The organism is Gloeotrichia echinulata CP02, from assembly GCA_038087035.1.
In the GTDB taxonomy this organism is placed as follows: Bacteria; Cyanobacteriota; Cyanobacteriia; order Cyanobacteriales; family Nostocaceae; genus Gloeotrichia; species Gloeotrichia echinulata.
Genome location: CP051187.1, coordinates 3,343,089 through 3,366,652 on the forward strand (window position 1 = coordinate 3,343,089; position 23,564 = coordinate 3,366,652).

General features: G+C 41.3%; 20 protein-coding genes, 1 tRNA gene and 1 pseudogene. 11 read left to right on the top strand and 11 right to left on the bottom strand.

Going from position 1 to position 23,564, the window contains the following annotated elements:
• The first annotated feature begins 94 nt into the window (after positions 1-94).
• Positions 95-298: pseudogene (locus HEQ19_14805) on the top strand (nucleoside transporter C-terminal domain-containing protein).
• A gap of 169 nt (positions 299-467) precedes the next feature.
• Here HEQ19_14805 and HEQ19_14810 read toward each other — a convergent pair.
• Positions 468-929 carry a hypothetical protein gene (locus HEQ19_14810; protein WYM00601.1) on the bottom strand — a complete coding sequence of 154 codons (462 nt, stop codon included), beginning with the start codon at positions 927-929 and terminating at the stop codon, positions 468-470.
• Between the two features lie 742 nt (positions 930-1,671).
• Here HEQ19_14810 and HEQ19_14815 point away from each other — a divergent pair.
• Entirely contained in the window at positions 1,672-3,891 is a 2,220-nt protein-coding gene (locus HEQ19_14815) for a family 10 glycosylhydrolase (GenBank protein ID WYM00602.1), read from the top strand.
• Positions 3,892-4,133: 242 nt separating this feature from the next.
• Here the strand turns inward: HEQ19_14815 and HEQ19_14820 are convergent, their stop codons facing one another.
• A complete protein-coding gene (locus tag HEQ19_14820) occupies positions 4,134-5,717 on the bottom strand; it encodes a mechanosensitive ion channel domain-containing protein (GenBank protein WYM00603.1) in 1,584 nt (527 codons plus the stop codon).
• Positions 5,718-5,999: 282 nt separating this feature from the next.
• Here HEQ19_14820 and HEQ19_14825 point away from each other — a divergent pair, with 282 nt between their 5' ends.
• The gene (locus HEQ19_14825) at positions 6,000-6,491 is read left to right on the top strand and encodes an exonuclease (protein WYM00604.2); all 492 of its coding nucleotides are present in this window, start codon (positions 6,000-6,002) and stop codon (positions 6,489-6,491) included.
• 5 nt (positions 6,492-6,496) lie between these two features.
• On the opposite strand, the gene HEQ19_14830 is transcribed toward HEQ19_14825, so the two are convergent.
• The 4 genes from HEQ19_14830 to dnaG form a co-directional block, all read right to left on the bottom strand.
• Complete coding sequence (locus HEQ19_14830) at positions 6,497-7,975, bottom strand: transposase (GenBank protein ID WYM03418.2); 1,479 nt, start codon at positions 7,973-7,975, stop codon at positions 6,497-6,499.
• A 249-nt stretch (positions 7,976-8,224) separates the two neighbouring features.
• Positions 8,225-9,550, bottom strand: coding sequence for a hypothetical protein (locus HEQ19_14835; GenBank protein ID WYM00605.1), 1,326 nt, complete (start codon positions 9,548-9,550; stop codon positions 8,225-8,227).
• Positions 9,551-9,838: 288 nt separating this feature from the next.
• Entirely contained in the window at positions 9,839-10,027 is a 189-nt protein-coding gene (locus HEQ19_14840; protein WYM00606.1) for a hypothetical protein, read from the bottom strand.
• Positions 10,014-11,933 carry a DNA primase gene (gene dnaG / locus HEQ19_14845; protein ID WYM03419.1) on the bottom strand — a complete coding sequence of 640 codons (1,920 nt, stop codon included), beginning with the start codon at positions 11,931-11,933 and terminating at the stop codon, positions 10,014-10,016. The genes HEQ19_14840 and dnaG overlap by 14 nt, the downstream gene beginning before the upstream one ends.
• Between dnaG and HEQ19_14850 the strand changes: the two genes are divergently transcribed.
• Positions 11,932-12,120: a hypothetical protein gene (locus tag HEQ19_14850; protein ID WYL98117.1), complete on the top strand. Its 189-nt coding sequence runs from the start codon at positions 11,932-11,934 to the stop codon at positions 12,118-12,120. The two genes, dnaG and HEQ19_14850, sit on opposite strands and share 2 nt — an antisense overlap.
• Positions 12,121-12,260: 140 nt before the next feature.
• The gene (locus tag HEQ19_14855) at positions 12,261-13,613 is read left to right on the top strand and encodes an N-acetylmuramoyl-L-alanine amidase (GenBank protein ID WYM00607.1); all 1,353 of its coding nucleotides are present in this window, start codon (positions 12,261-12,263) and stop codon (positions 13,611-13,613) included.
• A 46-nt stretch (positions 13,614-13,659) separates the two neighbouring features.
• Here HEQ19_14855 and HEQ19_14860 read toward each other — a convergent pair whose 3' ends face one another.
• Positions 13,660-14,433 (bottom strand): hypothetical protein, encoded by a 774-nt coding sequence (locus tag HEQ19_14860; protein ID WYM00608.1) that lies wholly within the window; start codon positions 14,431-14,433, stop codon positions 13,660-13,662.
• A gap of 97 nt (positions 14,434-14,530) precedes the next feature.
• Positions 14,531-14,938 (bottom strand): hypothetical protein, encoded by a 408-nt coding sequence (locus tag HEQ19_14865; GenBank protein ID WYM00609.1) that lies wholly within the window; start codon positions 14,936-14,938, stop codon positions 14,531-14,533.
• Between the two features lie 1,018 nt (positions 14,939-15,956).
• Here HEQ19_14865 and HEQ19_14870 point away from each other — a divergent pair.
• The gene (locus HEQ19_14870) at positions 15,957-16,808 is read left to right on the top strand and encodes a 2OG-Fe(II) oxygenase (protein WYM00610.2); all 852 of its coding nucleotides are present in this window, start codon (positions 15,957-15,959) and stop codon (positions 16,806-16,808) included.
• A gap of 98 nt (positions 16,809-16,906) precedes the next feature.
• On the opposite strand, the gene HEQ19_14875 is transcribed toward HEQ19_14870, so the two are convergent.
• The gene (locus tag HEQ19_14875) at positions 16,907-18,352 is read right to left on the bottom strand and encodes an ATP-dependent DNA helicase RecQ (protein WYM00611.1); all 1,446 of its coding nucleotides are present in this window, start codon (positions 18,350-18,352) and stop codon (positions 16,907-16,909) included.
• A gap of 479 nt (positions 18,353-18,831) precedes the next feature.
• Here HEQ19_14875 and HEQ19_14880 point away from each other — a divergent pair, with 479 nt between their 5' ends.
• Entirely contained in the window at positions 18,832-20,517 is a 1,686-nt protein-coding gene (locus tag HEQ19_14880; protein WYM00612.1) for an ATP-binding protein, read from the top strand.
• Between the two features lie 63 nt (positions 20,518-20,580).
• Positions 20,581-20,916: a condensation domain-containing protein gene (locus HEQ19_14885; protein WYM00613.2), complete on the top strand. Its 336-nt coding sequence runs from the start codon at positions 20,581-20,583 to the stop codon at positions 20,914-20,916.
• 62 nt (positions 20,917-20,978) lie between these two features.
• Here HEQ19_14885 and HEQ19_14890 read toward each other — a convergent pair whose 3' ends face one another.
• Positions 20,979-21,440 (bottom strand): DUF29 domain-containing protein, encoded by a 462-nt coding sequence (locus HEQ19_14890; GenBank protein ID WYM00614.1) that lies wholly within the window; start codon positions 21,438-21,440, stop codon positions 20,979-20,981.
• Between the two features lie 23 nt (positions 21,441-21,463).
• Positions 21,464-21,535 (bottom strand) — tRNA-Thr (locus HEQ19_14895).
• 59 nt (positions 21,536-21,594) lie between these two features.
• Here HEQ19_14895 and HEQ19_14900 point away from each other — a divergent pair.
• The 3 genes from HEQ19_14900 to lexA all read left to right on the top strand — a co-directional run bounded on the left by HEQ19_14900 (position 21,595) and on the right by lexA (position 23,561).
• On the top strand, positions 21,595-21,753 hold the full coding sequence (locus HEQ19_14900; GenBank protein ID WYM00615.1) for a hypothetical protein: 159 nt from the start codon (positions 21,595-21,597) through the stop codon (positions 21,751-21,753).
• A 137-nt stretch (positions 21,754-21,890) separates the two neighbouring features.
• Positions 21,891-22,811 (top strand): ornithine carbamoyltransferase, encoded by a 921-nt coding sequence (argF, locus tag HEQ19_14905; protein WYM00616.1) that lies wholly within the window; start codon positions 21,891-21,893, stop codon positions 22,809-22,811.
• 144 nt (positions 22,812-22,955) lie between these two features.
• The gene (lexA, locus tag HEQ19_14910; protein WYM00617.1) at positions 22,956-23,561 is read left to right on the top strand and encodes a transcriptional repressor LexA; all 606 of its coding nucleotides are present in this window, start codon (positions 22,956-22,958) and stop codon (positions 23,559-23,561) included.
• Positions 23,562-23,564: the final 3 nt, after the last annotated feature.

Here is a 23,564-nt window from a genome sequence, read left to right on the forward strand (position 1 = left end):
AGCTCAAATACAAAAAATAATGGCTTTTATCGGAGCCAGGCAAGGGTTTCAAACTTATTTTTTAACAAATTCAGCACGCTAAGTACGCAAGAACCAAATTTCTCAACGGGGAGTAATTATTGCCACCTATGCGCTGTGTAACTTTGCAAATATCGGCTCAATTGGCATTACCATTGGTGGAATTGCCGGGATAGCACCTAATCGCCAACATGACTTAGCTCGTATGGGTGTAAAGTCGATGATTGGCGGATTATTGGCGGGTTTTATTACTGCTTGTATTGCGGGTATATTGGTTTAATGGTTGACGGTTGATTGTTGACCACAGTCGTCATTTTCATCTTAGTAAGTAGGCAGAAATAAACCAAACTATGTTAAGAAAAGTAAACAAGCCTGAAACTCTTACCAATGACCAATGACAAAGGACAAATGACGACCCTCGACCGTACGGTTCAATAGCCGACCTACTTTTACTGTTTTTCAACATAACCTAATCTCCAGCTACTAGGTTGTTTTAACTGATATCCCTTACCTTGGAGTATCAGCCAAAAAGCAACCCTGGTGTTTACATATCCCTTCATCAAGGAATATCCAGGGGGCGGATAAATACCGACATTACGCAGATTTTCATAATTGACAATAGATCCACAGTAAGTTTGATTTCCAGGGATTGAGAGGGTGAATGAATGGTCATTTTCATATCCATTGGGAATCATAAATATACCGTAGACATGATGGCGACCATTCCAAGGCTGAATGACTAGTTTTTCTGGATATGTGTAATATTTTTCTCTTTGACCAGAGGAAATAAACGCTGATGATCTGCAAGGAGTGATCGGCGATTGTTCTGCGATGTAAGAATAGCCTATCTTGCCAAATACAATAATAAGTGCTAATAGAATATAGATGTAAAGTACTTGATATTTTTGCACTTGTTAGGTTCTCCACTACCTCTTTTTTGTTATAGCTTAGTATTTCTTATTGTTCAGGAAGAAAAAGGAGCGATCGCTACAAGTTCAGGACTTACTCACCTGGCACATATATAGCGTTTCTCGCCCTAGTGAGGTACATCGGTAAGGGCACGGCAGTGCCGTGCCCCTACATCGCGTGATACAATTTTGTACCTCATCTGAATAGGAAGTGCTATAGCAGGGGACTGGGGACTGGGGACTGGGGACTGGGTTACAAGGATGACGAAAACATCTTGAGCCGACATCAACCGCCTGGTTGATTAGAGATCGGGATGGTTGAGGAATCGTCAATGTTTGTGAGACAATATTGATGGTCGTTGACCCACCCGAATGACTAAGAGGCCACCCTTGGGGTATAAAGTATGTACTCGGCAGAGATCGCTTAAGCTGAAAACCTAGCTGGTTGACCATTGTCGTAAATCCAAGGCGAGTAAGACGAAAAGTAATCAAACTGTCTGCGGAAGGCGGATAGCTGCGCGGGTTCTCTCTTGAGAAGATAAAGGTAGAAATACCAGAGACGCTGTGTAAGACTTAGACCGGATTTGGTTCCGGGTACTCAGTAATGAGTACGCCCAACAGAGCAACGGCGAACGAGACGCGAAACGATGATGGTTGTTTCTTTTGAAGCTCCGGCTTCAGCGAAGCAAGCCGGAGTACTTCACCGAAGGAAACTAAGATCAAGGCAAGCTAGCTGCAATCAACAATGGTATCTAATACTACTCCGTTCTCGGATATTCAAAACCATTGGGCACGTTTGTTTATTCAAGCATTAGCCCAACGTAGCATTGTGACTGGGTTTTCTAATGGAACCTTTCGCCCTGATAACTCCCTCACCCGTGCTGAGTTTGCAGTCCTTATCACCAAGGCCTTTGGGAAAGTTCCCCAGAAGCGCCAATATGTCTCCTTTGCTGATGTCCCGACGAATTATTGGGCGGTGACGGCTATTAAAACCGCTTATGAAAGAGGATTTATTAACGGGTTTCCTGACAATCGTTTCCGTCCTGACAACAGAATTACTAGGTTAGAAATTTTACTTTCCCTCATCACAGGCTTGGAAATTGGTACGAAGGTAAAACCTGATCTGCTAACAGCACTCCCACAAATTTATCAAGATGCAGCGCAGATTCCTGGATATGCTAGAAATCAGGTGGCTATTGCTACAAGTGCCGGAATAGTAGCAAATTTCCCCAATATAAAAATACTCAATCCCAATCTCGCCGCCATCCGTGCCGATGTTATAGTTTTTATCTATCAAGCTTTAGTCTATCTGGGTGAACTTCCCAAAATTCCATCTACTTACCTTGTAGAAATTGGAACAGTAACACCAACACCAACACCAACACCAATCCCTGTTCCAACACCAGTACCAAAGCCAACACCAACACCAATCCCTGTTCCAACACCAGTACCAAAGCCAACACCAACACCAATCCCTGTTCCAACACCCAGTCCGATACCCATACCAGTACCAAAGCCAACACCAACACCAATCCCGGTGCCAATACCGACGCCAACACCCACAGCAACACCGCCAGGTAGTGTCAAGGTAAATCATCGCCGGGAGTTTAGGGGGGCTTGGGTAGCAACTGTGTGGAATAGTGATTGGCCATCCAAAGCGGGATTAACTGTTGCCCAACAGCAAGCAGAACTGGTTAATATTATCACCCAATTACAAGAGCTAAACTTCAACGCGCTGATTTTGCAGGTGCGACCAGAAGGGGATGCATTATATGCTTCGCAATTAGAGCCTTGGAGTAGTTGGATTAGTGGAACTCAGGGGAAAGCCCCAGAACCATTTTATGACCCATTAGAGTTTGCGATCGCCGAATGTCACAAGCGCAATATTGAACTTCATGCTTGGTTCAACCCCTACCGAGCTAAAACTAGCCTCAAGGGTTCGCCGAATGTTCTTCCCCACCTAGCTGTAACTAATCGTGAGGTTGTTTACCAATGGGGTAATCAGCTGTGGATGGACCCAGGGGCAAAAATCGTCCAAGACAGGGCTTACAATGTGATTATCGATGTTGTGCGGCGCTATGACTTGGATGGGATTCACCTAGATGACTATTTTTATCCCTATCCTATCCCTGGTGAGTCTTTCCCCGATAGCAAAACCTACGCCGCTTACAAGGAAAATGGTGGTACACTCAGCTTGGGTGACTGGCGGCGAGAAAATGTCAATCAAATGGTGCTGCGTCTATCTGAGGGCATTAAAGCTACAAAACCAAATGTCAAATTTGGCATTAGTCCCTTCGGTATTTACCGTCCCGGACAACCGGCTGGTATTACCGGTTTGGACGCCTATAACGTATTGTATGCTGACTCCAGAAAATGGTTAGAGCAAGGTTGGGTTGATTATTTAGCCCCACAACTCTACTGGCGCACAGACCAACCACAACAAAGTTATCCCGTATTATTGAAATGGTGGACAGAAGCTAACACCAAGAAACGCCACATTTATGCAGGTAATAATATTGGACAACTGGACGGTAAAGCCTGGAAAGATGAGGAGATTGAAAAGCAAGTAAAGATAACTCGCAATCTCGCCCAAGAGTTGTCATTGGGTAATATTTTCTTTAGTATGAGTTCTATCAATGAAAATCGCCAGGGCATTGCCGATAAATTCCAAAATTCCCTTTATCTCAGACCTGCTTTAGTACCTACTTTATCATGGCAGAATGCAGTGCCACCATCTCCTCCCCAAGGACTGCAGGTCAACAACCGCAGATTAGCTTGGCTACCCGGTGACAATAACCCCGTGCGTTCTTGGACGCTTTATCGCCAAACGGGAGATGCTTGGACACTACAGCGCGTTTTGTCTGCAGGGACAACCTTTGCTACCGTTGAACCTGGAACCTATGCTGTATGCGCCGTGGATCGGTTGGCGAATGAGAGTGTGGGTGTGGTGATTTCTGTGAGTTGAGATCAATAATAGACCACGCTTTTGGGGCGCAAGGCCTTGCGCCCCTACGCACAGTGTTACCCGCATTTCTCACAAGGAGAGAAGGGATTGAACTTGGCAGATTGAACTCTCCCAAAGCGCGAACCTCACGGGCGAAGTAATGAGTAATGAGTAATAAGTAATAAGTAAGATTCATTACTCATTACTCATTACTCATTACTCATTACTTATTTAATTATTGAGATGTGGTGAGAAATTCGGGGTTAGGGTTCGGTATTTTCCACCGGAACGGGAGTTGTAATTTCTGCTGACGCTAAAGCATGGATAAAAATCTTCCGCAGAACGCGCTGGATCTGAAGATGCTTTCCTGGCTTAACTTTTGTCAAAGTCCTGAGCAACAAATTAGATTCTCCCAGACTCTCTATTCCATCCACCTGTGTAGGTTCAAGTACATCTGGTTCATTGACTTTTAACTGTTTTCCTAGTTCATCAATGAGTTCGTAGACATGAGCTAAGTTAGCATCATAAGGTATGGTAATTTCCACCACTGCAAAAATATACTGTTTAGAGTAGTTGGTAATTGACCCAATCTCGCCATTACGAATAATCTGTAATTGACCATTGGGGTGTCTAATACGAGTGGTTCTCAGTTCAATTGCTTCTACAGTCCCCTCTAAAAGCTTATCTTCAGATTTCCCGGCCTGGATATAGTCACCTACTAAGTAATAGTTTTCAAACAGAATAAAAAAGCCGCAGACTATATCGTTAATTAGTGCTTGCGCCCCAAAACCCACAGCTATACCCAAAATACCTGCACCAGCGAGTATGGGAGTAGGATTGATGTCGAGGATGTAGAGGATGGAAACAATAGCAGTAAAGTAAACTAAATATTGCAAAAAACTTCGGATCAGCGGAACGAGAGTCAGACGTCTGCTAGTTTGAACCTCAGTCAAATTTTTGTTTTGGAATAATATCTCTTCTATAATTATGTAGATAACCTCAAACAAAACACGACTGATGAAGATAATGCCGATTATCTTCACAATTCGAGGTCCGAAAATTGCAATATTGGCGATGAACTTAACTTGCTGGATCACCAACGTCGCTACACAAACATAAATTATAAATTCCCAACACCGCTTTAAAAAAGGGATGAGGTGTCGCAGACGATCATGGAATCTCAGCAGGTTGTCAGGACTGGAGTATCTGAGACTGAGAGCATCTAGGCTATCAATAATGGCGGTGACTGCTTTGGGTATGAGTAACCCCACTGCAATGATCAAATAAATCCGCAGTAGGATGTACAAGTACTCAGTTATGACTACTGGGACTTTGAGAAAATTACTACAGCAAATTAGCACCCATAGCCAAATCCCACTGGTGATGACTTTGTTGAGGTTGTCAAAGAAGCTTTCAACATTTTGATCGTCAGCAGTGTTTTGTTCAATATTTTTTGCTCTAATGCAAGCTATTTTGAGCCAATAGCGCACTAATTTCAGAGCGATCGCCGCTAAAATGACAGTAACAATGCTCTGAGTGATGCCAATTCCTAAGCTGATCCAGAATCCCGATGGGATACTGCGAATCAATAAGAGTGTATATTGTTGTAAATTTTCACCTCTATAGATTAGATAACCATTGACACCGATTATCAGGCTGGACAATGCTAAACAACTGATTATCAACAATCTTCTAACATTTCGGCGTAGGGTTTTGATATTTCTCTGTTCACTTTTAAATATAGATAGCTTAACCAATAGCTTAGAGAATTTTTCCCAAAGCCAGTTTAATAAAAAGAAAACAAAGATCGTCAAGCAGATTTCAGCTAAAATAATTAATATATTCATATCCCTCTAGCGAAAAAGTTAAGCATAAATCCACATCCATTGTTTTTATCTGTAAGAATGAAAAAGGTTGAGTTATAGTCAATTCTACTAGATTAATGCTAAAACCCAAATGGTAAAGAAAATCTCTTTAACCCTTTGAAAATCAGAATTTAGCCTTGAAAATTCCATCCATTCCAATATTACAGTCATAGTGATCAAACACAGGCAGGATAAAAGGTGAGAATCGAAATTTACGTCAGCACGGATATAGAAACGGATGGCCCTATCCCAGGCCCAAACTCTATGCTTAGTATTGGCTCGGCGGCGTATACCGCAGACAAGCAATTAATTGCCACTTTTATGGCTAATTTGGAAACCTTACCAGGGGCACAAGGAGACCCCAAAACCATGATCTGGTGGTCAGAACAGCCAGAGGCCTGGGTCGCCTGTCGAGCCAATACTAAGCCCCCTGCAGAGGTCATGCAGTCCTATCACTCGTGGCTTGTGGCTTTACCAGGTAAACCGATTTTCGTTGGTTATCCAGCCGTTTTTGACTTTATGTTTGTGTACTGGTACTTAATAAAGTTTGTGGGCGATAGCCCATTTAAGCATTCAGCATTGGATATCCGCTCATATGCAATGGCATACCTGAAACAAAACTACAGCGATTCGGGTAAGGACAATCTACCTGCTGCTTGGTTAGAGGATCTGCCATTAACCCATATTGCCCTAGATGATGCTATCCAGCAAGGGAAGTTATTCTGCAATCTGTTGCAAGCGAATCTACAGCATTAAGTGAACTACCTACACCGATTTGGAGTACCAAATACGGTATAGGCTTCTGGTACATTTCGCAATGCTGCCAGAACTTCCTTAGAGGTACTATTAGTAGTAGAACCATCCACTACCGGATTCCCTTTACGGCGTTTTATCGTTGGGAACAGTCCCAGCCCAACGCGCTTTACGTTGATAGCGGCATTAATATCCCTATCAACCAAAAGCGATTCTTTTTCGTCCCAATAATTACGAATGTTGCAATCAGTGAAGATAAATTCATCACGATACGCAAGCAATTGAGATGTGTATGCAGGTTTGACTGCTATTGTCCTAGTTCCAGCTTTTCGGGCTATGTATTCTAGGATTGTGAAAAATTGTCCAAATGCAGCATCGTTCCAGGATTTATTTAATCCTGATTTAGCTGATTGACCGTTGGGTAAATATTTCCCATTTTCATCTTGTTTGGCTTTATTTTTCTTTGATAAAGCTCTTAAATTTAAATCTTCATATACAAAAACTTTCTTCCCAGTTTTGAGCAAGGTATGGGCAGTTTTAAAAGCATGGTCAATTCTAGCTCTGGCAATACGTTGATGTTCTTTTGCTTCTTTTTTAGCTAATTTACGGCGTGATTTACTGCCCTTTTTCTTGGTGGATTTACGTTTGGATATATCTGCTAGTCTCTTTTCGGACTTAGAGAAAGATTTTAGCGATGGTAGCTTGGTATTCTCTGAAGTTGCCAAATAATCATCTTCATGTAATACTGCATCCAATCCAAGACTGTTTTCCCAAGTTGGAGCAATTTCATCAGGTGTAAAGGTAGGAATATTTGGGTCTGACAAACAAATGGTTACGTACCACCCATCCGCCTTTTTTGTCAAAAGAGCATTTTTTAAAATAAATCCATTAGGTAATGGGCGATGTAAACGCACCTTTACCCAGCCTTTTAATTTTGAAAATGACAAAAATAGCCATTCTTGCTCAACACGTTCGACAGTAATAGCTTGACCTTCAATTTTTATTGTGCGATAACGCGCAGCATTTTTAAAACGAGGTTTGCCACTACGATTTCCTTTGTAATCACCTTCAACAAAGCGAGAAAAAGCCAAGTCTACACGCTTGGATACATCCTGTAATGTCTGAGATGGAACACTTGTAAAGTCTAGTAGTTCACCAGAATGACTTACCTTTATCAAGTCGGACTTAATAACAGGAAGTTGTTTTTTTTGTGAGTAATAGTCGGGGTTGTCTCGTAATTTTGGTATTGAACAAATTAACGGACAAAAATTAATTGCAGTCCGATTATACTGATACCAGTCGAACCTGTCTCCTAACTGCCTGTTGTACCAGTATCGACAAATTCTTAACCAATTGTTTAGCTGGATTTTTTGCTTGGTGTCTGGATAAGCGCGGTACTGATAGTTAAGCAGTATAAGGAAATCACCTACTTGATTGCATTTAGTGTTGACGTTTATTACTATAAAGTATCGAGAAGGAAAAGTCAACTATGTTGAATCCCAAGACAAGCCAAAATAAAACAAAAGATTATTAATTACTCAACTGCCCCAATTACCGAATCAGCCTATGGCTAATATTGGTAATTGGGGCGTTTCGTAATTAATCGCCTTATATCCCGACACCAAACTGAGTACAGTTATGGTGCCAGGCTAAGGCGCGAAAGCTAACATAATCCTGGGTTGGGGGGACGCGCTTTTGGGGCGCAAGGCCTTGCGCCCCTACAAATAGAAGAATATCTATTGTTGGAAACTCTCGATATAAGATTTAATCGTGGGTATCCCTGTCATCTTTTCATAGAAGAAATTGTTGACAATTTTCATCAGTTCTGCTTGGGCTACATCGACTTCGGCACCGAGGGGAGTCCCAGCTTTTTGTCGAGACAGACTGCGATGTAGGCGCAGCAGTTGACGCACAATCTCTAACTCTTCTTCACCTTCCAAGACCTTGACGACCGCTAGGATCAGTTCATCCATCTGATTGAGAATGCTGTCGATATCAAAAACACTATTGTTTTCGCTGGCTTCTTGGACAGTTCCCACTAGGGCGTGGACTTGATAAAGTAGTGCGGTGGGTTCATCGAACAATTCACGCAAAAAGGCTGCTTCTTCATAACGCCCATTCAGTCGGAAGATGTTGTATAGGCGTTTAGCTACTTTGCCGTAGTTGAGGTGATTAGCTTTGACATATTTTTTAACTTCACCCTCCAATCGCTCCATATAAGTATCCATGACATCAGGAGAAACCTGCTTCGCCAGCTTGGAAAATAAAGGTGCAGAGCTAGCGTCTAGGTAAACCTCCTGGAAGTAGCCGTCGAGATAGCCGTCCAGTGCAGTGATCGTACCATCTGGAGCTTCCCAAGTCACATCCAATACATTGCTGGCGTTGGACAACTGACCGCGTATCTTGTCGGCGATAATCCACTCCAACTTGTACCAACCGGGGTCGTGTGATACTGAATCCCAGGTTATGATAATAGGATTGCCGTCAAGGTCGAACGCCTCGATCTGACCGGCTATAACTTCATGAGGTAGCCACCTAATTGGTGTACCAGCCCTCCGGGTACGTTCCTCCCGAATCACCTTCTGGGGGTAGCTACCAAACGTGACATCAATTAACTGGTAATTTGGGCCAGATAAGGTGTTGAGCGCCTTGTCACGCATCACTTTGGTAAGAATCTCGCAGGCTTCGGCGCGGGTGGGTGCAATGATATTTACTCGCTCGAAGTAGTCACAGTCCCCAGGGTAGGCTTGTATCTTCGATTGGGCTGCTGAACCAGAAAGCGCCAATGCAGTTTCTACGACACCAGGAATATCATCAAATTCGACAATTCTCCCAATGGCTCGAAAGTATGCTAACTGTTGCGGGTCAAAATCCAACATGGTGACTTTGTGCCCAAAAACACCAGTTTCTTGATCGACAACAATATCGCTATCGCCTGTCGATTCGGCTATCGTCTTCATCCAGCGTTCTAATTCTTGCTCATTGAGTTGAACCCCTAGACGATTAGCAGATTCGACGATGCGTTGATATGCTTCTACATTTTCGCCTTCTAGTTTGCTCATGGTATATTCCTTGTTAAGTTTTGTGATTGTAGTTTACAGATAATTGCAAACAAATTGAATTTCGCCCTGATGATAAAAAATATTGATTGCATTAAAGTCATAAACATAAATAGTACTTTATTAAGGTGAAAATGGCAAGGGGTAAGGGGGAACGAAAACACTTTCAACCCTTTTTATTTAAACTTTCGCCTATCTTAATTTCCATCTGACAATTTAATTTTTTGCGGGATTGTCACAAACAAATTGATTATCAATACAAAATTTAACATATTAATATATATAGCAATACTAAATCAATGACAGATGACAAATGACAAATGACAAATGACAAATGACAAATGACCAATGACCAATGACAAATGACAAATGACAAATGACCAATGACCAATGACAAATGACAAATGACAAATGACCAATGACCAATGACAAATGACAAATGACAAATGACAAATGACAAAATAAATCAGAGTAAATCATTGATGGAAAATAGCCGTTGACGATCTAATTCTTGCAGCCGGAGTTTTTCTGTATAGAATGCCTGATAATATGATTGCCATCGCTCTGGTTCTGTGTATGGATCGGTTTGCTCCCACAGTTCCAAAAAATGGCGATAGCGCTTTTCTCTAAACACTCTTTCCATACAAGCAATCGCAGCTTGGACAACGTGAGGTGTGCGTAGTATGTCTTTCTGATGTTTCTCACTCAGATGAAACAAATGGGAAATTAATTCCAAGTCCTCAACTAATTCTAGATATATATTTTGCAAATTTGAGATTAAATCTAATTGCTCAACCGTTGATTCTAAAATGTTTTGCCACAAAAAGCGATGATGGGAAAGACTAAATTCTAAATTTCGCGCCTCTAGTTCGTCCATAATCGCTTGACGCTGTTCGGGACAATGAAGATAAATCCGCAGTAATAACCCCTCTGCTTGTTCTAAAAGACTGCGATCGCGAGGAAGTGCTGGAGATTGACGAGCAAGATAATTCTTGACATTAGCTGTGATTGCTTTTTGTTGTCTGGTAACGGATACACCACCAGCCAGTTGAGTTTCTAAATTCTCTTCTCGCAAACGCACAAGTCCAGCATCGCCTAAGCTCAGGATTTGGGCACAGTAGGCGACATATGATTTACGTGCTTCGTTGGCTTCTATTCGCTTCAGCAATTTTACCATCTGTTGCATAACTTGCTGAAATTCGGTAGCCTGTTTTAAATCACGATCTTGAATAATTTGCTCAATCTGCCAATTTAGCCACAGTGGCGCATTTGCTAAAAGTTGCCGATAGTCTTCTGTTGTGTGAGTATGCAAGTACTCATCAGCATCTTTACCATCGGGAATGTTGAGAATTTTTAGCTGCACTTCGCCCTTATATGCTAGTTCGGCAATTTCTCCAATCGCCCGTTCTGCAGCATTTGTCCCAGCTTTATCAGCGTCAAAGTTGAGGACTAATTGTTTAGATTCACTATAACGTAATACTAGCTTGACTTGTTCCAAACTTAAAGCAGTACCCAGGGAAGCAACGGCATTATTGATACCAGCAGCATGGAGGGCGATCGCATCAAAATATCCCTCGACCACCACAGCTTGATCAAGTTGGGAAATTCCGGCTTTGGCTTGATCCAGAGCAAATAATGTTTTACCCTTACTAAATAGTTCCGTTTCCGGTGAATTTAGATACTTGGGTTGCTCATCAGTCAGAGTTCTACCACCAAAAGCAATGACACGCCCTTGGACATCACGAATGGGAATCATCAGGCGATCGCGAAACACATCATAATAACCGCCCCCTTCCTTGCGTGGTTTAATCAATCCCGCTTTTTCGACCAATTGCGCTGGATAGTGTTTAGTTTCTACCAGATAGCGCGAAAGGGTTTCCCAACTTGCGGGTGCATAACCTAAGCCAAATTGCTGTATTGTTTCCTCTTTGAGTAGGCGATCGCTACCAAGATACTGTAAAGCCTTCTGTCCTTGAGATTGTCTCAAAGCATGTTGATAAAAGTTTGCCGTTGTTGCCAAAACTTCATATAATTGTTCACGTAAAGACAGTTGACGCTGTAATTCTTGCCTTTGTTCAGGTTCCAGGGTTTGCACAGGTACTTGGTAACGTCTTGCTAAATCCAGCACCACTTCCGCAAAGGAGCGCTTCCCCAAGTCCATCAAAAATTTTATCGCATTTCCCCCAGCCTGACACCCGAAGCAATAATACATTTGCTTAGTCTGACTGACGGTAAAGCTAGGAGTTTTTTCATCGTGGAAAGGACAAGAACCCACAAAATCCTTGCCTCGTCTACGTAAAACAACGTATTCTGATATGACATCCACGATATCAGCACGTTGTTTAATTTCCTCAATTGTATCAGGGTGCAAGCGGGGAATTTGCATGTTAATCAAAGCACTTTGCGCGGGATTTTTCAGTTGTCATTGGTCATTGGTCATTGGTCATTGGTCATTTGTCATTTGTCATTTGTCATTTGTCATTTGTCAGTTGTCATTAGTCATTACTCATTACTCATTACTCATTACTCTTTGTCATTTGTCCGCTCCCCAATCCCCAATCCCTGGTCACTGAGCGGAGCCGTTCGCGTAGCGTCTCGCAGAGAAGTGCAATCCCCAGTAAAGGACTTCTGATGGCTATTATATTCTTGTTGCCAAAATCAGAATGATATATAGAATTACTTCAGCTTCAATTCATCAGAGGAAATACTTAAAATGGGACGTATTTTTATTTCAGCCGCTCACGGAGGCAAAGAAGCTGGAAGAATAGATCCAGGTGCGATCGCGGGTGGTACAACCGAGGCGAAAGAAATGATTCTGCTGCGAGATTTGATTGTAACCGAAATGCGGGCGCGTAATTTTGAAATTTTATCAGTTCCCGATGACCTAAGTGCTGCCCAAACTATTAACTGGATCAATTCTCGCGATCGTCAGGGTGATATAGCCCTAGAAATTCAGTGTGATGCTGCTAACAGTCCTACTGTGCGGGGGGCTAGCGTTTTTTATATAGCCAACAATAATCAGCGCAAAAGCAATGGCGAACTAATGCTAGTGGGACTTTTGCGCCGGGTACCTCAATTACCTAATCGGGGAGTCAAGCCAGATACAGATAGTGGCTTGGGTAGTTTAATTTTCTGTCGTCAGACAGCACCACCTTCTTTGTCATTACAAGTCGGTTTTCTCACCAGTCCAGAGGATCGCGCTTTACTACAAAATCGTCGCCGTGATTTTGCTTTAGGAATAGCAGATGGACTGGTTTCTTGGAGTCGTGTGATTGACCCTAATCCTGGAACTCCTGCAGACCCAAATTATCCAGCCATTAATATTAATATTAATGGCCAAAATTATCGAGAACAAGGGATATTAATTAATGGTAACGCTTACATTCCAATTGATTTAGTAGATCGCTTACAAATTGACTTAGCTAAATCACCTGAAGTTCGGCGCGTTACCTATCGAAAAGTAGTGTATGTTAAAGCAATAGAATTGCGAGTTTTTCATATATCTGTAAACTGGGAAGCTGCAACTCGCACTCTAAAATTGCGGTCAATTTCGATAATTTGCCCTGGTCAATTTGACAAAATTGTCTCGAATGGTAATACATCAGAAGTACAGTTACAACTATTCCTCAGAAATAATAATGAAAATTCCCTAGTGCAGTTTCCTGACATACCCAAATTATATCGAGAAGAAGCTAGTACAGAAGGCGTAAACTATGATATTGCTTTTTGCCAAATGTGTGTAGAAACTGGATTTCTACGCTTTGGTGGAGATATTAAACCTGAACAAAATAACTTTGCCGGCTTAGGAAATATTGGTGGTAGTTCAGAGGCAGCGTCTTTTGAAAGTGCTAGAATTGGTGTCAGGGCGCATATTCAACATTTAAAGGCTTATGCCAGTTTAGAACCGTTAGTAAATGAAGTTGTCGATCCCAGATTTCGGTTTGTGACCCGTGGTATTGCGCCACTAATCGATCAGTTATCAGGGCGTTGGTCTGCAGATTTGGACTATGGTACCAAGATTACAGCCATGCTTAAACGTTTGTATGAATCTGCAGGATTATTGTGAGTTAGGAGTTGGGAGTTAGGAGTTAAATACAAATGACAAATGATGTTTACGCTGTTTTGAAAAACCTAATAATTTCCCGCACATGATCGAGGAATTGTCCGTCAGTAGAAAGTTGCGCGATCGCATTTCTGGCTTCTCTGGCTAAACGTTCATGTTCTGTTTGATTGGTAGCGCGTAATTCTTCTAAATTAGCGGCTATTCTTGCTAAGTCTCGGCGTGTTTCTTCACTAAAACGTTGTTGATTTGCTGCAATTGAATAAGGCTGTTCTACATCAAGTTGTTCTTCTAAGCGTTGCACTTTTTGTTCAAATTCTAAGAAGCGATTCCGAAGTTCTACAATATCTTCGCGGGGATAGGTAAATTCTTGGCTAATCATCGCTAACCGTGCATATAAATACTCGTAGGCGCGGATAGCTGGACGGAGGACGGTTAATAACAAAGCAGCACCGGAACTGATGTATCCTACAGCACTAATGCCTGTGGCTGCGAGGGTATAAAGTCCAATGGCTGATAATAAATGTAAAGCAATGGCAACCCAGAGCGATCGCTTGGCTAAAATTCTGACATACTTCAGTGGTTTTTCATCTACCGGAATCCCTCTCTGGGCTGACTGTGCTGCTTCTGCTAAGACTTGTTTAGCCTGAAAATGCACATTCCACGGTACGGTAACTATTACTAATAGCCACCAAAAACTTGCTCCGCCAATTACCCAGTCAAGAAAGTTACCAGAAGGTATGTGGAACCATTGCAGTAAGCCAAAAGCCAGTAGTACGGTAATCACAATTCCCAGAATGGAACTGATGAAAAAATTAAAATACATCTTACTCTGTCTCCAATGTAACTATTACTTCGATCATGCTAAGGCCTGTAAGTTATACGGTAACAGTTGTGATAGTTTTTCTAGTTGCACATAACAGTCAAAGAATAAGATAGCTACGCCAAGTTGGTTGAGTATCTTTGTTATCCCTGTCAGGAAGTAACAATCGCCATGTTTTACCTTCTCGCTGAATTTGCAGATAAATATCAAAGGGTTGTTGCGGTTGCGTCAACTGTCTTTTTGGTAGCTTGACAATCAAGTCATAGTTTCCCTGAACCCGGAAAGCTGGTAAATTTTGAATCGTCAAAGGTTTTTCTTGAATAATTGTCAGTTTTTTGATTTCAAAACTGCCAAAATCTAGATCCAGCTTTTGGTTGAGTTGCTTTTGGGTTTGTTCTAGCTGGACTGCGATCGCTTTTTGCACTAACTCGCTCGTTGGTAGTAGTCCAATAGTGCCACAAGCTGTTAATAGTAAGAGTAGAATTACTGTGGAAATCAACCGAATCATGTATTTTATATACTGTTTTGAGAGCTAGTATAGCTGTTTATCACTTAAATTTTCTCATCAATCATGTCAACACGGAGTATTCGCCTTGATCACAAACTATCCTGATGTCGCCTGGGGTCATCAACCAACTACTAAACCCCGAAAATTTATTTGTTGAAAAAGTGGTTTTATGTTTTACGCACATCTGAGTGCGTCAACTGTCAATGTTTGGCAATCCTTCTTAATCGTCATGTTTATTGCTTGGACTTCCCTTAAGTAAGTCGGTGGGAATAAACAGAAGTATATTACGGGTTATTGCTGAAATTTTCATAATTTATTGGAAAATTTTTTCAGAAAAAATACTTAATAAATGTTTTATTTGGGACACAGATAAAAGCAGTATTTATATTTTTACCTGTTCATGGGCATAGGCGTAGCCCGCTGCGGTCATCGCCCGAATTAGCAGTTACCAAACACCGATAATTTGATCACCGATAACTGGTTTACTAAGTCTTGCTTATATATGCTTGTATATAATAATCTGATTGATTTTTTTGCAAGTCTGATCAGCCTTTAGGCTTTGCTATACAAGGCTTAAACCTTGCAAAATTGGCAAAAATTCAATAATTAACCTATATAATATTTGTATTTGATTTCTCAAAAATATTACGAGAGAATGATACGGTAGGCTTTATACGTATAATAGCCAACACGAATAAATCACAGCTTAGAGGATGTTTTAAAAGTCCTGTCGTTGGTAGCAAAACGTTTTAGATCCCCCTAAATCCCCCTTAAAAAGGGGGACTTTGAGAAGTTTTCCCCCCTTTTTAAGGGGGGCTGGGGGGGATCGAGCAGTGCTTAAAATCACAGCTAATCACTTTTCAAACATCCTCTTAGAAACCACAACACTCTCTGGTAGGGTCTGTGGTTTATCTGTGCTGATTGTAAAACTACTAAATCATTGGTTATAGGTAATATGGTTAATCTTCTTACGAGAACAAAGAATAAATTTGTAAGAGTTATCTATAAAATACCTTTTTTGCAAGAACAAGCTAATCTTGCATATCAAGAAGCATTAAAAAAACATGCTGCTAATTTACCTAAAATTTCGACTAATGACATGAATATAGTCGAAAAATTAAAGTATGAAGGTGTTGCCATAACTTCCCTAGATGCTTTGGGAATTGACTCAAGTCCTGCGATGTTCCAAGCAGCAAAAAATCTAATACCTAAACTTCCCAACCAGATTAATGGTGATAAAAATGAATTTGTAATTCATGCTGATTCTCAGCAAATGATGAAGAATCTAGAGATTCAATTGTGGGGGATAGAACAACGGTTACTAAATATTGCCGAGAATTATATTGGGTTGCCAGTAGCCTATCATGGCGCATATTTTCGGAGAGATTTTGCGAATAAAATACAGCAAAAAACGAGGCTTTGGCATCTAGATAATGACGACCGCAAGGTTGTGAAAATTATCCTTTATTTAAATGATGTTAATGAAGATGGTGGACCGTTTCAATATATTCCCAAATCTTTTGCATCAAGAGTAGGGCAATCTCTTAACTATCATCATGGCTATATTGCAGATACAACGATACAAAAAATTGTATCTCCATCAAATTGGCGAAAATGCACAGGTCCTGCTGGCACAGTAATTTTTGCAGCCGTCGCCAACACCTTCCATAGAGGAATGTTACCTATAGCAGCAGATAGGTTCAGTATTTTCTTTGATTACACTTCTAGACGAGTACAACAGCCATTTTACGGTTCATTTTCCCTACCACCAGATACTTTATTCTTGCTAGCAAATACTCTGACCAAACAACAAAGAAAATGTATTTTTTGGCAACCCCATTCTTTGTCTGAGCCTAAATGGGAAATTTGACCGAGTTGTTTGTAGTTTCATCAACAGCGCTATTAGCATAGCTTTCCCCTAGGGTAGCGCAACTACAAACAACAGATCAAAACTTATGTGGTAAAATACTAGTGGACGCAATGATCACAATGACCGCAACGCCAGTTAGCCGCTTCTTCATCAAAACCAAAAGCGCTTAACAAAAACTGCCAGCGGCACTGTTTAGTAGTCAGATATTGATTCATTTGTTTAGCTGCTTGTAATTGTGTTGTTAACTGTTTACCCATCCCTGTTTCAATAGTGTAATGAAAAGGATCGAGCCAATTTAGTTGACCGTTGCTGTGCAGTAAAGACAGCGCCATTGCACCATCGGGAAATTGTCGCGCCACTGCATTCACTTCTCCCTGTTTTGGTAGTTTTTTCACTAGTTGTTGGGCTATTTGCTGTTGCAATCGCACTTTGTCTTGAAAAAACTTTTGTCTTTGCTTATCCTCTGAATCTAACCACCCTGTAGGTTCACTGACCAATGTCAAAGCCTCGGCTGGTTTCCCATCCCTTCCAGCACGGCCAATTTCCTGTACATATTCAGAAAGCAAGTGGGGTGCATGGAAATGAACTACCCAACGCACATCCGGTTTATTTATCCCCATCCCAAAGGCACAGGTACAAACCACAAAAGGAATTTTACCACATAACCAGCTCGCTTCCACAGCGCGGCGTTCTTCTGCACCTAGTCCCGCATGATAACTAGCTGTGGCATAACCCATCTCTGCTAACCATGCAGCTAAATTTTCGCTATCTCTCCTAGTACGAACATACACTAATCCTGCTTGTTTTGGTCTATCTTGAATAAATTTTAATAATAATTGCTTCCTAATTCTTGGTGTCCAAACTATGCGGACACTGGGATGTAAATTAGGACGGTAGGGATTGAGACGGAAAATATCCGGTTGTTGTAATTGTAAAACTGTGGCAATGATGTTTTGCGCTAAAGGATCAGCCGTAGCGGTAAAAGCTGCAATGCTGATTTTTGTTCCTGGTGGTTTTGATTTTAACAATCCAGGTCGCACCGCCCCTAATCTACGATAAGCTGGGCGAAATGTATCTCCCCATTGTACCAAACAATGTGCTTCATCCAAAATTAAGCCATTAATTTCTAACTGAGGATGACACAATCTTTCCCAAACAGGCGCACTCAGTAAAGTTTCTGGCGATAAATACAGCAATCTTAACTGTTGTTTGGCTAATGCTTGGAGTGTTGCACGACGTTGAGATGTAGGTAATTCACTATGTAAAAGCGCTGCACTCAAGTGGCGTTGACGTAGTTCCTGTACTTGATTTTCCATTAGCGCAACTAAGGGTGAAACTACTAAAGTTAATCCCGTTTGTAGCAGTGCCGGAAGTTGAAAACAAATCGATTTTCCCCCGCCTGTAGGCATAATAATTAGTGCGTCTTTTCGTGCTAATAGACTGCTGACAATTTCTCCCTGTGGTGGACGGAAATTTTCGTAACCCCAGTTCTTTTTCAATGCGGCACGAATTTCGTTACAAGATATTGTAGTTTGGTGATTCATGACCTGTAATAGATGGGAATAATTAATTTTTAATTTACTTTCTTATTTCTAGCTAATGGTTCAGTATTTTTATCAATATGATAATTAAAACATCAAGATTTCACAGACAATCAATTACAGTAAAATCCCTGGGATTATTTCCCAGTTAGCAGTCCCTGGTTCATATTTACCAGCTATATGATATTTTTACATTTCTTGGGTACATATCTCTCAGTAATTACTGATTATCAACTACGTACACAAGAGTAGATATTTTCTTGATTTCACATTGATCATTGGTCAACCAAAAGGTGAAATGTTGTTTTTTTTTAGCAGGAGGGAATAATACAGTATAGCGATCCTAAATAGGTTGTGAAAAATATTAGTGTTGGATGTTGATGGTTAACCGTTGACAGTCAACCGTCAACAGCCTCTATGGAAGTTACTAGCTCCTACAAGGATTGCTATATGTCGATGCCTAACCTGCTAAAAATTATAAAATGCCAAGAATTAACATTAAACCATCAATCATATCTGTTAAAAAAACATTTACAAGTTTCACTACATGGTTATCGGTAGCTAAATCGCACTATATTTACTACGCACTCGCAGCGTTTGACATCCTAACGGTTTTGGTCAGCTTATACCTCAACCATCAGATTATGAACATCTATGCACATGGCGTTGAGGTCAATCATCAGTGGGCTAATCGCCTACAAATTTCTTCTGAACTCAGTCAAATGCTAACAACACTCAATACTCCAGGGAATAATGTTTTCGATTCTGGTGATGTCGTTGCTGAGTCAAAAAAACTAGCAGCAGATCAAGAGGCTTGTCAGCAGGTTATTAACCTCATTCAAGATGAGCTAAAAAATAAAGTGGCGCCAGCACAATCAACAGAGTTGCTCAAGGATTTGGATGAGGTGGAAGCAACAATGTTAAAAATGGTAGCTGAAGCCAAACTGATTTTTTTCTACTTTAGCCAGAACCAGCCTGAAATAGCTGGAAGACATATGGCAAAAATGGATCGAAGATATTATCAAGCTACTAATGCACTGGCTCAATTTCGTCGAGGTATTAACCAAATTCAGCAAGAATTTTTGGAGGAGCAAAAAGCATCTGCTAATATGTTTAGGCTATATGAGTTTACAATCACGGCAGCGGTTCTGCTCATGATCAGTGGTGTAACGTTCTATGGGCATCAGTTAGCCACAAAGATGAAATCAGATGTCGAGTCTCAAAAGAAGTCAATTGTAGAGCTAAGGCTAGCACAGGTGCTGTTACAGCAGCAAAAACAGCAGTTAGAGCTGACTCTGGAGAATCTCCAGAAAACTCAATTACAATTGGTGCAAAGTGAAAAAATGTCAAGTTTAGGGCAACTAGTAGCAGGTGTTGCTCACGAAGTCAATAATCCTGTAAATTTTATTCATGCCAACCTATCGCATATTCAGGATTATTCCCAGAATCTTCTCACCTTAATCAGACTTTATAAGAAGTATTACCCTAAGCCTATATCAGAAATTCAACTCGAAGAGAACGAGATCGACCTGGGGTTTTTGCAAGAAGACTTGATTAAGATCCTTGATTCGATGAAAATGGGTACGGATCGTATTCGTCAAATTGTGCTATCATTACGCAATTTCTCACGCATGGATGAAGCAGAATGTAAGAGAGTGGATATTCATGCAGGTATTGACAGCACCTTACTGATTTTGCAACATCGATTGAAAGCCACCCCTAATCGTCCGGCGATCGCAGTCATCAAAGATTACGCTAACCTACCACGGGTGGAATGCTTTGCAGGCAATATGAATCAGGTGTTTATGAATATTCTCACCAACGCTATCGATGCTTTGGAAGAGGTGAATAGCAACCGATCCTATGAGGAGATTCAACACAATCCCCATCGAATTACCATTCGCACATCCGTTATTGATTCCGACTGGGTACAAATTGCGATCGCCGACAATGGAACTGGGATTCCCCAACTTATTCAACAGCGCATCTTCGATCCATTTTTTACCACCAAACCCGTAGGTAAAGGTACAGGTATGGGTATGTCCATCAGCTATCAAATCATCACCGAAAAACATGGTGGTAAGCTAGAGTGTTTCTCCACCCCCAACCAGGGAACAGAGTTCGTCATTCAAATTCCCATCCGCCAAAAAGTTTATGAAATGGCCTAAGGGCGTACCAAGTGAACATTTTTAATTTAATATCAGTGCATGTATTACAAAATGAAGTGCGGAATGTGGGTTGAAATACTCATCCCTCAAAAATACAACATTTTGCGATCGCACCTGCGGAATGTGGGATCAAAAGACCTCACCCAAGCGCTCAAAGCTCTAAGTCAACAAGAAGGCGTCACCCTGTTTATGACATTGCTGGCCGCGTTTGAGACATTGCTGTTTCGCTATTCTGAGCAATCAGATATTATTGTCGGTTCTGCGATCGCTGGTCGCAACCAAGCAGAAACTAATTGGTTAATTGGCTTTTTTGTCAATACTTTGGTGTTACGCACGGTTTCCCGCCGACTTCCAATAAAAATCTTGGTCGTAAAGATTGGAATTAGTAACCACGGTTGATTGAGGTATCATCATTTAATTTGTAAAACTCCGACAAATTCACCATTATTTATGACAAATAACTAGAATGATTCAGGTAAAAAGTCTTCATTCAAACATTCATCTGCAGTAAAAGGCGACTCAACCGGAAAAGTATCAAGGGACAAACCAGTTTCTATAGCTGCTTGCTTTCTTGCATCTTGATAACATTCCCTAAATGCTGACAAAAAATAGTTTTTTAAACTTGGACTCTCCGCCAAACCTTCTTTGAGTCTCCGTTGATGCTCAAATATACTAGATAGCCAACTATTAGTGCGTTTCTCTGGTTTATATTTTAGTAAGTGCATTAAAATAACTACTAAATTACTTTTTAATGCTCTTTTTTCACTTCTCCCCATGCATTCGATTTCTTCAATCAGATTAACTAAATCAACCTCAGCAAAATTACCGGCTTTTAATTGTTGAGCCGTCGTCTCTATCCACAGATAAAAATCTTGATCGTAAAGATTGGAATTGATCGAGGTTATTGGTTGAGACGCTGCCATCTGTTTTGAACCTCAAGCGAAAAAGCCAGCAGTCGGATTTGAACCGACGACCTTCCGATTACAAGTCGGATGCACTACCACTGTGCTATGCTGGCGGGCTAGTTTGTTGTTTTTAACCACCACGCCATTTCCAAGTATAACACACGCAAGTGATTTGTCTACCACTGAGCGGATAATTTTTCAGCGTCAGGTGAAAATATCAGATATTTTTGCTAAATCGTTGATTTTTGCGCCTCTAAATGGTTTAGTGATTATGGGGAGTGTGATGAACCACAAAAAAATTGGTGATTTTGCTCACTGCGAAAGTTGGTAAATTAAAATTTATAGCGAAAGCTAACTGTACTCCTAGACTGGACAGAAAAATATCTGGTAAAGTTTTAATGCCATATTTTTTTGACAAAGCTGGGTCAAGGAACGGAAAAACAGAATTGTTCTTTACAGATCACAAGCATGGCAGCGTTGATCGGAAGAGATTTATTAAGTCTGGCGGACCTCAGTCCCACGGAACTTCAAGAAATCCTGCAATTGGCAACCCAACTCAAATCACAACAGCTAAAATTGCGATGTAATAAGGTGTTGGGGTTGTTGTTCTCGAAAGCGTCAACTCGTACGCGAGTAAGTTTTACCGTAGCGATGTACCAACTGGGTGGACAGGTAATTGATCTCAATCCCAATGTCACTCAGGTGAGTCGTGGAGAACCTGTGCAGGATACAGCCCGGGTGTTAGATCGATATCTGGATATTTTGGCAATTCGCACTTTTGCACAGCTGGAGTTAGAAACTTTTGCTGAGTATGCCAAAATTCCTGTAATTAATGCACTGACTGATTTAGAGCATCCTTGTCAGATATTAGCTGATTTATTAACAATTCAAGAATGCTTTGGCACCCTGGCTGGGTTAACATTGACTTATGTCGGTGATGGTAATAATGTGGCTAATTCGTTGATGTTGGGCTGTGCTTTAGTCGGAATGAATGTCAGAGTTGCTTTCCCTCCTGGCTATGAACCAGATGGGGCAATTGTAGAACAAGCACGGGCGATCGCCAATAATCAAACTGAAGTCCTGCTAACCAACGACCCGGAAATAGCAGCTAAAGGATCTTCTGTACTCTATACAGATGTTTGGGCAAGTATGGGACAAGAATCACAAGCAGGCGATCGCTTCCCCATTTTCCAACCTTACCAAATCTCCGAGCAGCTATTGAGTCTTGCAGACCCAGAGGCAATTGTTTTACACTGCTTACCAGCCCATCGCGGTGAAGAAATTACCGAAGCAGTAATTGAAGGTTCCCAATCACGAGTTTGGGATCAGGCCGAAAATCGCTTACACGCCCAAAAAGCTTTACTTGCAAGTATTTTAGGGGCAGAGTAAAAGGTAAAATCTCCAAAATATGTCGGCAAAAAAAAGAAAATTATCTTGATTTTGCCTTTAATCTTTTTAGTTAGATCTTGTGATCGGGAGTTTTTTATAGTACTAATGTTCTAGAGACATTTGTATTTACTTCCCGACTAAATTATGGAACGTTTAACAGAAGCTCAACAAGAACTTTATGAATGGCTGGGTGAATATATCCGCACCCACCAGCATTCTCCTTCAATTCGCCAAATGATGCACGCAATGAATCTCAAGTCACCAGCACCGATTCAAAGCCGCTTGGAACATTTACGCACCAAGGGATACATTGAATGGACTGAAGGTAAGGCGCGAACAATTCGAGTGTTACAAACAACAACACAAGGTGTACCGATTTTGGGAACTATCGCTGCTGGGGGTTTAATTGAACCCTTTAGCGATGCGGTCGATCATCTAGATGTTTCTCATTTGTCCTTACCTCCCCAAACCTACGCTTTGCGCGTAGCTGGTGACAGTATGATTGAAGACTTAATTGCTGATGGCGATTTAGTCTTTTTGCGTCCAGTACCAGAACCAGAACATCTCAAAAATGGTACCATCGTCGCCGCTAGAGTTGAGGGACATGGTACCACATTAAAGCGCTTTTATCGCCAGGACAATCGCGTTACCCTCAAACCCGCAAATCGCAATTATCATCCCATCGAAGTCCACGCCATGCAAGTCCAAGTACAAGGTTCCTTGATTGCTGTATGGCGTGATTACAATTAGGGA

Coding starts and splice junctions, on each gene's coding strand:
- argF (WYM00616.1), top strand. CDS start 21,891: ATGGCAGCGTTGATCGGAAGAGATTTATTAAGTCTGGCGGACCTCAGT.
- HEQ19_14825 (WYM00604.2), top strand. CDS start 6,000: ATGCTTAGTATTGGCTCGGCGGCGTATACCGCAGACAAGCAATTAATT.
- HEQ19_14880 (WYM00612.1), top strand. CDS start 18,832: ATGCCAAGAATTAACATTAAACCATCAATCATATCTGTTAAAAAAACA.
- HEQ19_14855 (WYM00607.1), top strand. CDS start 12,261: ATGGGACGTATTTTTATTTCAGCCGCTCACGGAGGCAAAGAAGCTGGA.
- HEQ19_14840 (WYM00606.1), bottom strand. CDS start 10,027: ATGATTTACTCTGATTTATTTTGTCATTTGTCATTTGTCATTTGTCAT.
- HEQ19_14885 (WYM00613.2), top strand. CDS start 20,581: ATGTGGGTTGAAATACTCATCCCTCAAAAATACAACATTTTGCGATCG.
- HEQ19_14865 (WYM00609.1), bottom strand. CDS start 14,938: ATGATTCGGTTGATTTCCACAGTAATTCTACTCTTACTATTAACAGCT.
- lexA (WYM00617.1), top strand. CDS start 22,956: ATGGAACGTTTAACAGAAGCTCAACAAGAACTTTATGAATGGCTGGGT.
- HEQ19_14815 (WYM00602.1), top strand. CDS start 1,672: ATGGTATCTAATACTACTCCGTTCTCGGATATTCAAAACCATTGGGCA.
- HEQ19_14820 (WYM00603.1), bottom strand. CDS start 5,717: ATGAATATATTAATTATTTTAGCTGAAATCTGCTTGACGATCTTTGTT.
- HEQ19_14875 (WYM00611.1), bottom strand. CDS start 18,352: ATGAATCACCAAACTACAATATCTTGTAACGAAATTCGTGCCGCATTG.
- HEQ19_14860 (WYM00608.1), bottom strand. CDS start 14,433: ATGTATTTTAATTTTTTCATCAGTTCCATTCTGGGAATTGTGATTACC.
- HEQ19_14890 (WYM00614.1), bottom strand. CDS start 21,440: ATGGCAGCGTCTCAACCAATAACCTCGATCAATTCCAATCTTTACGAT.
- HEQ19_14850 (WYL98117.1), top strand. CDS start 11,932: ATGTTAATCAAAGCACTTTGCGCGGGATTTTTCAGTTGTCATTGGTCA.
- HEQ19_14835 (WYM00605.1), bottom strand. CDS start 9,550: ATGAGCAAACTAGAAGGCGAAAATGTAGAAGCATATCAACGCATCGTC.
- dnaG (WYM03419.1), bottom strand. CDS start 11,933: ATGCAAATTCCCCGCTTGCACCCTGATACAATTGAGGAAATTAAACAA.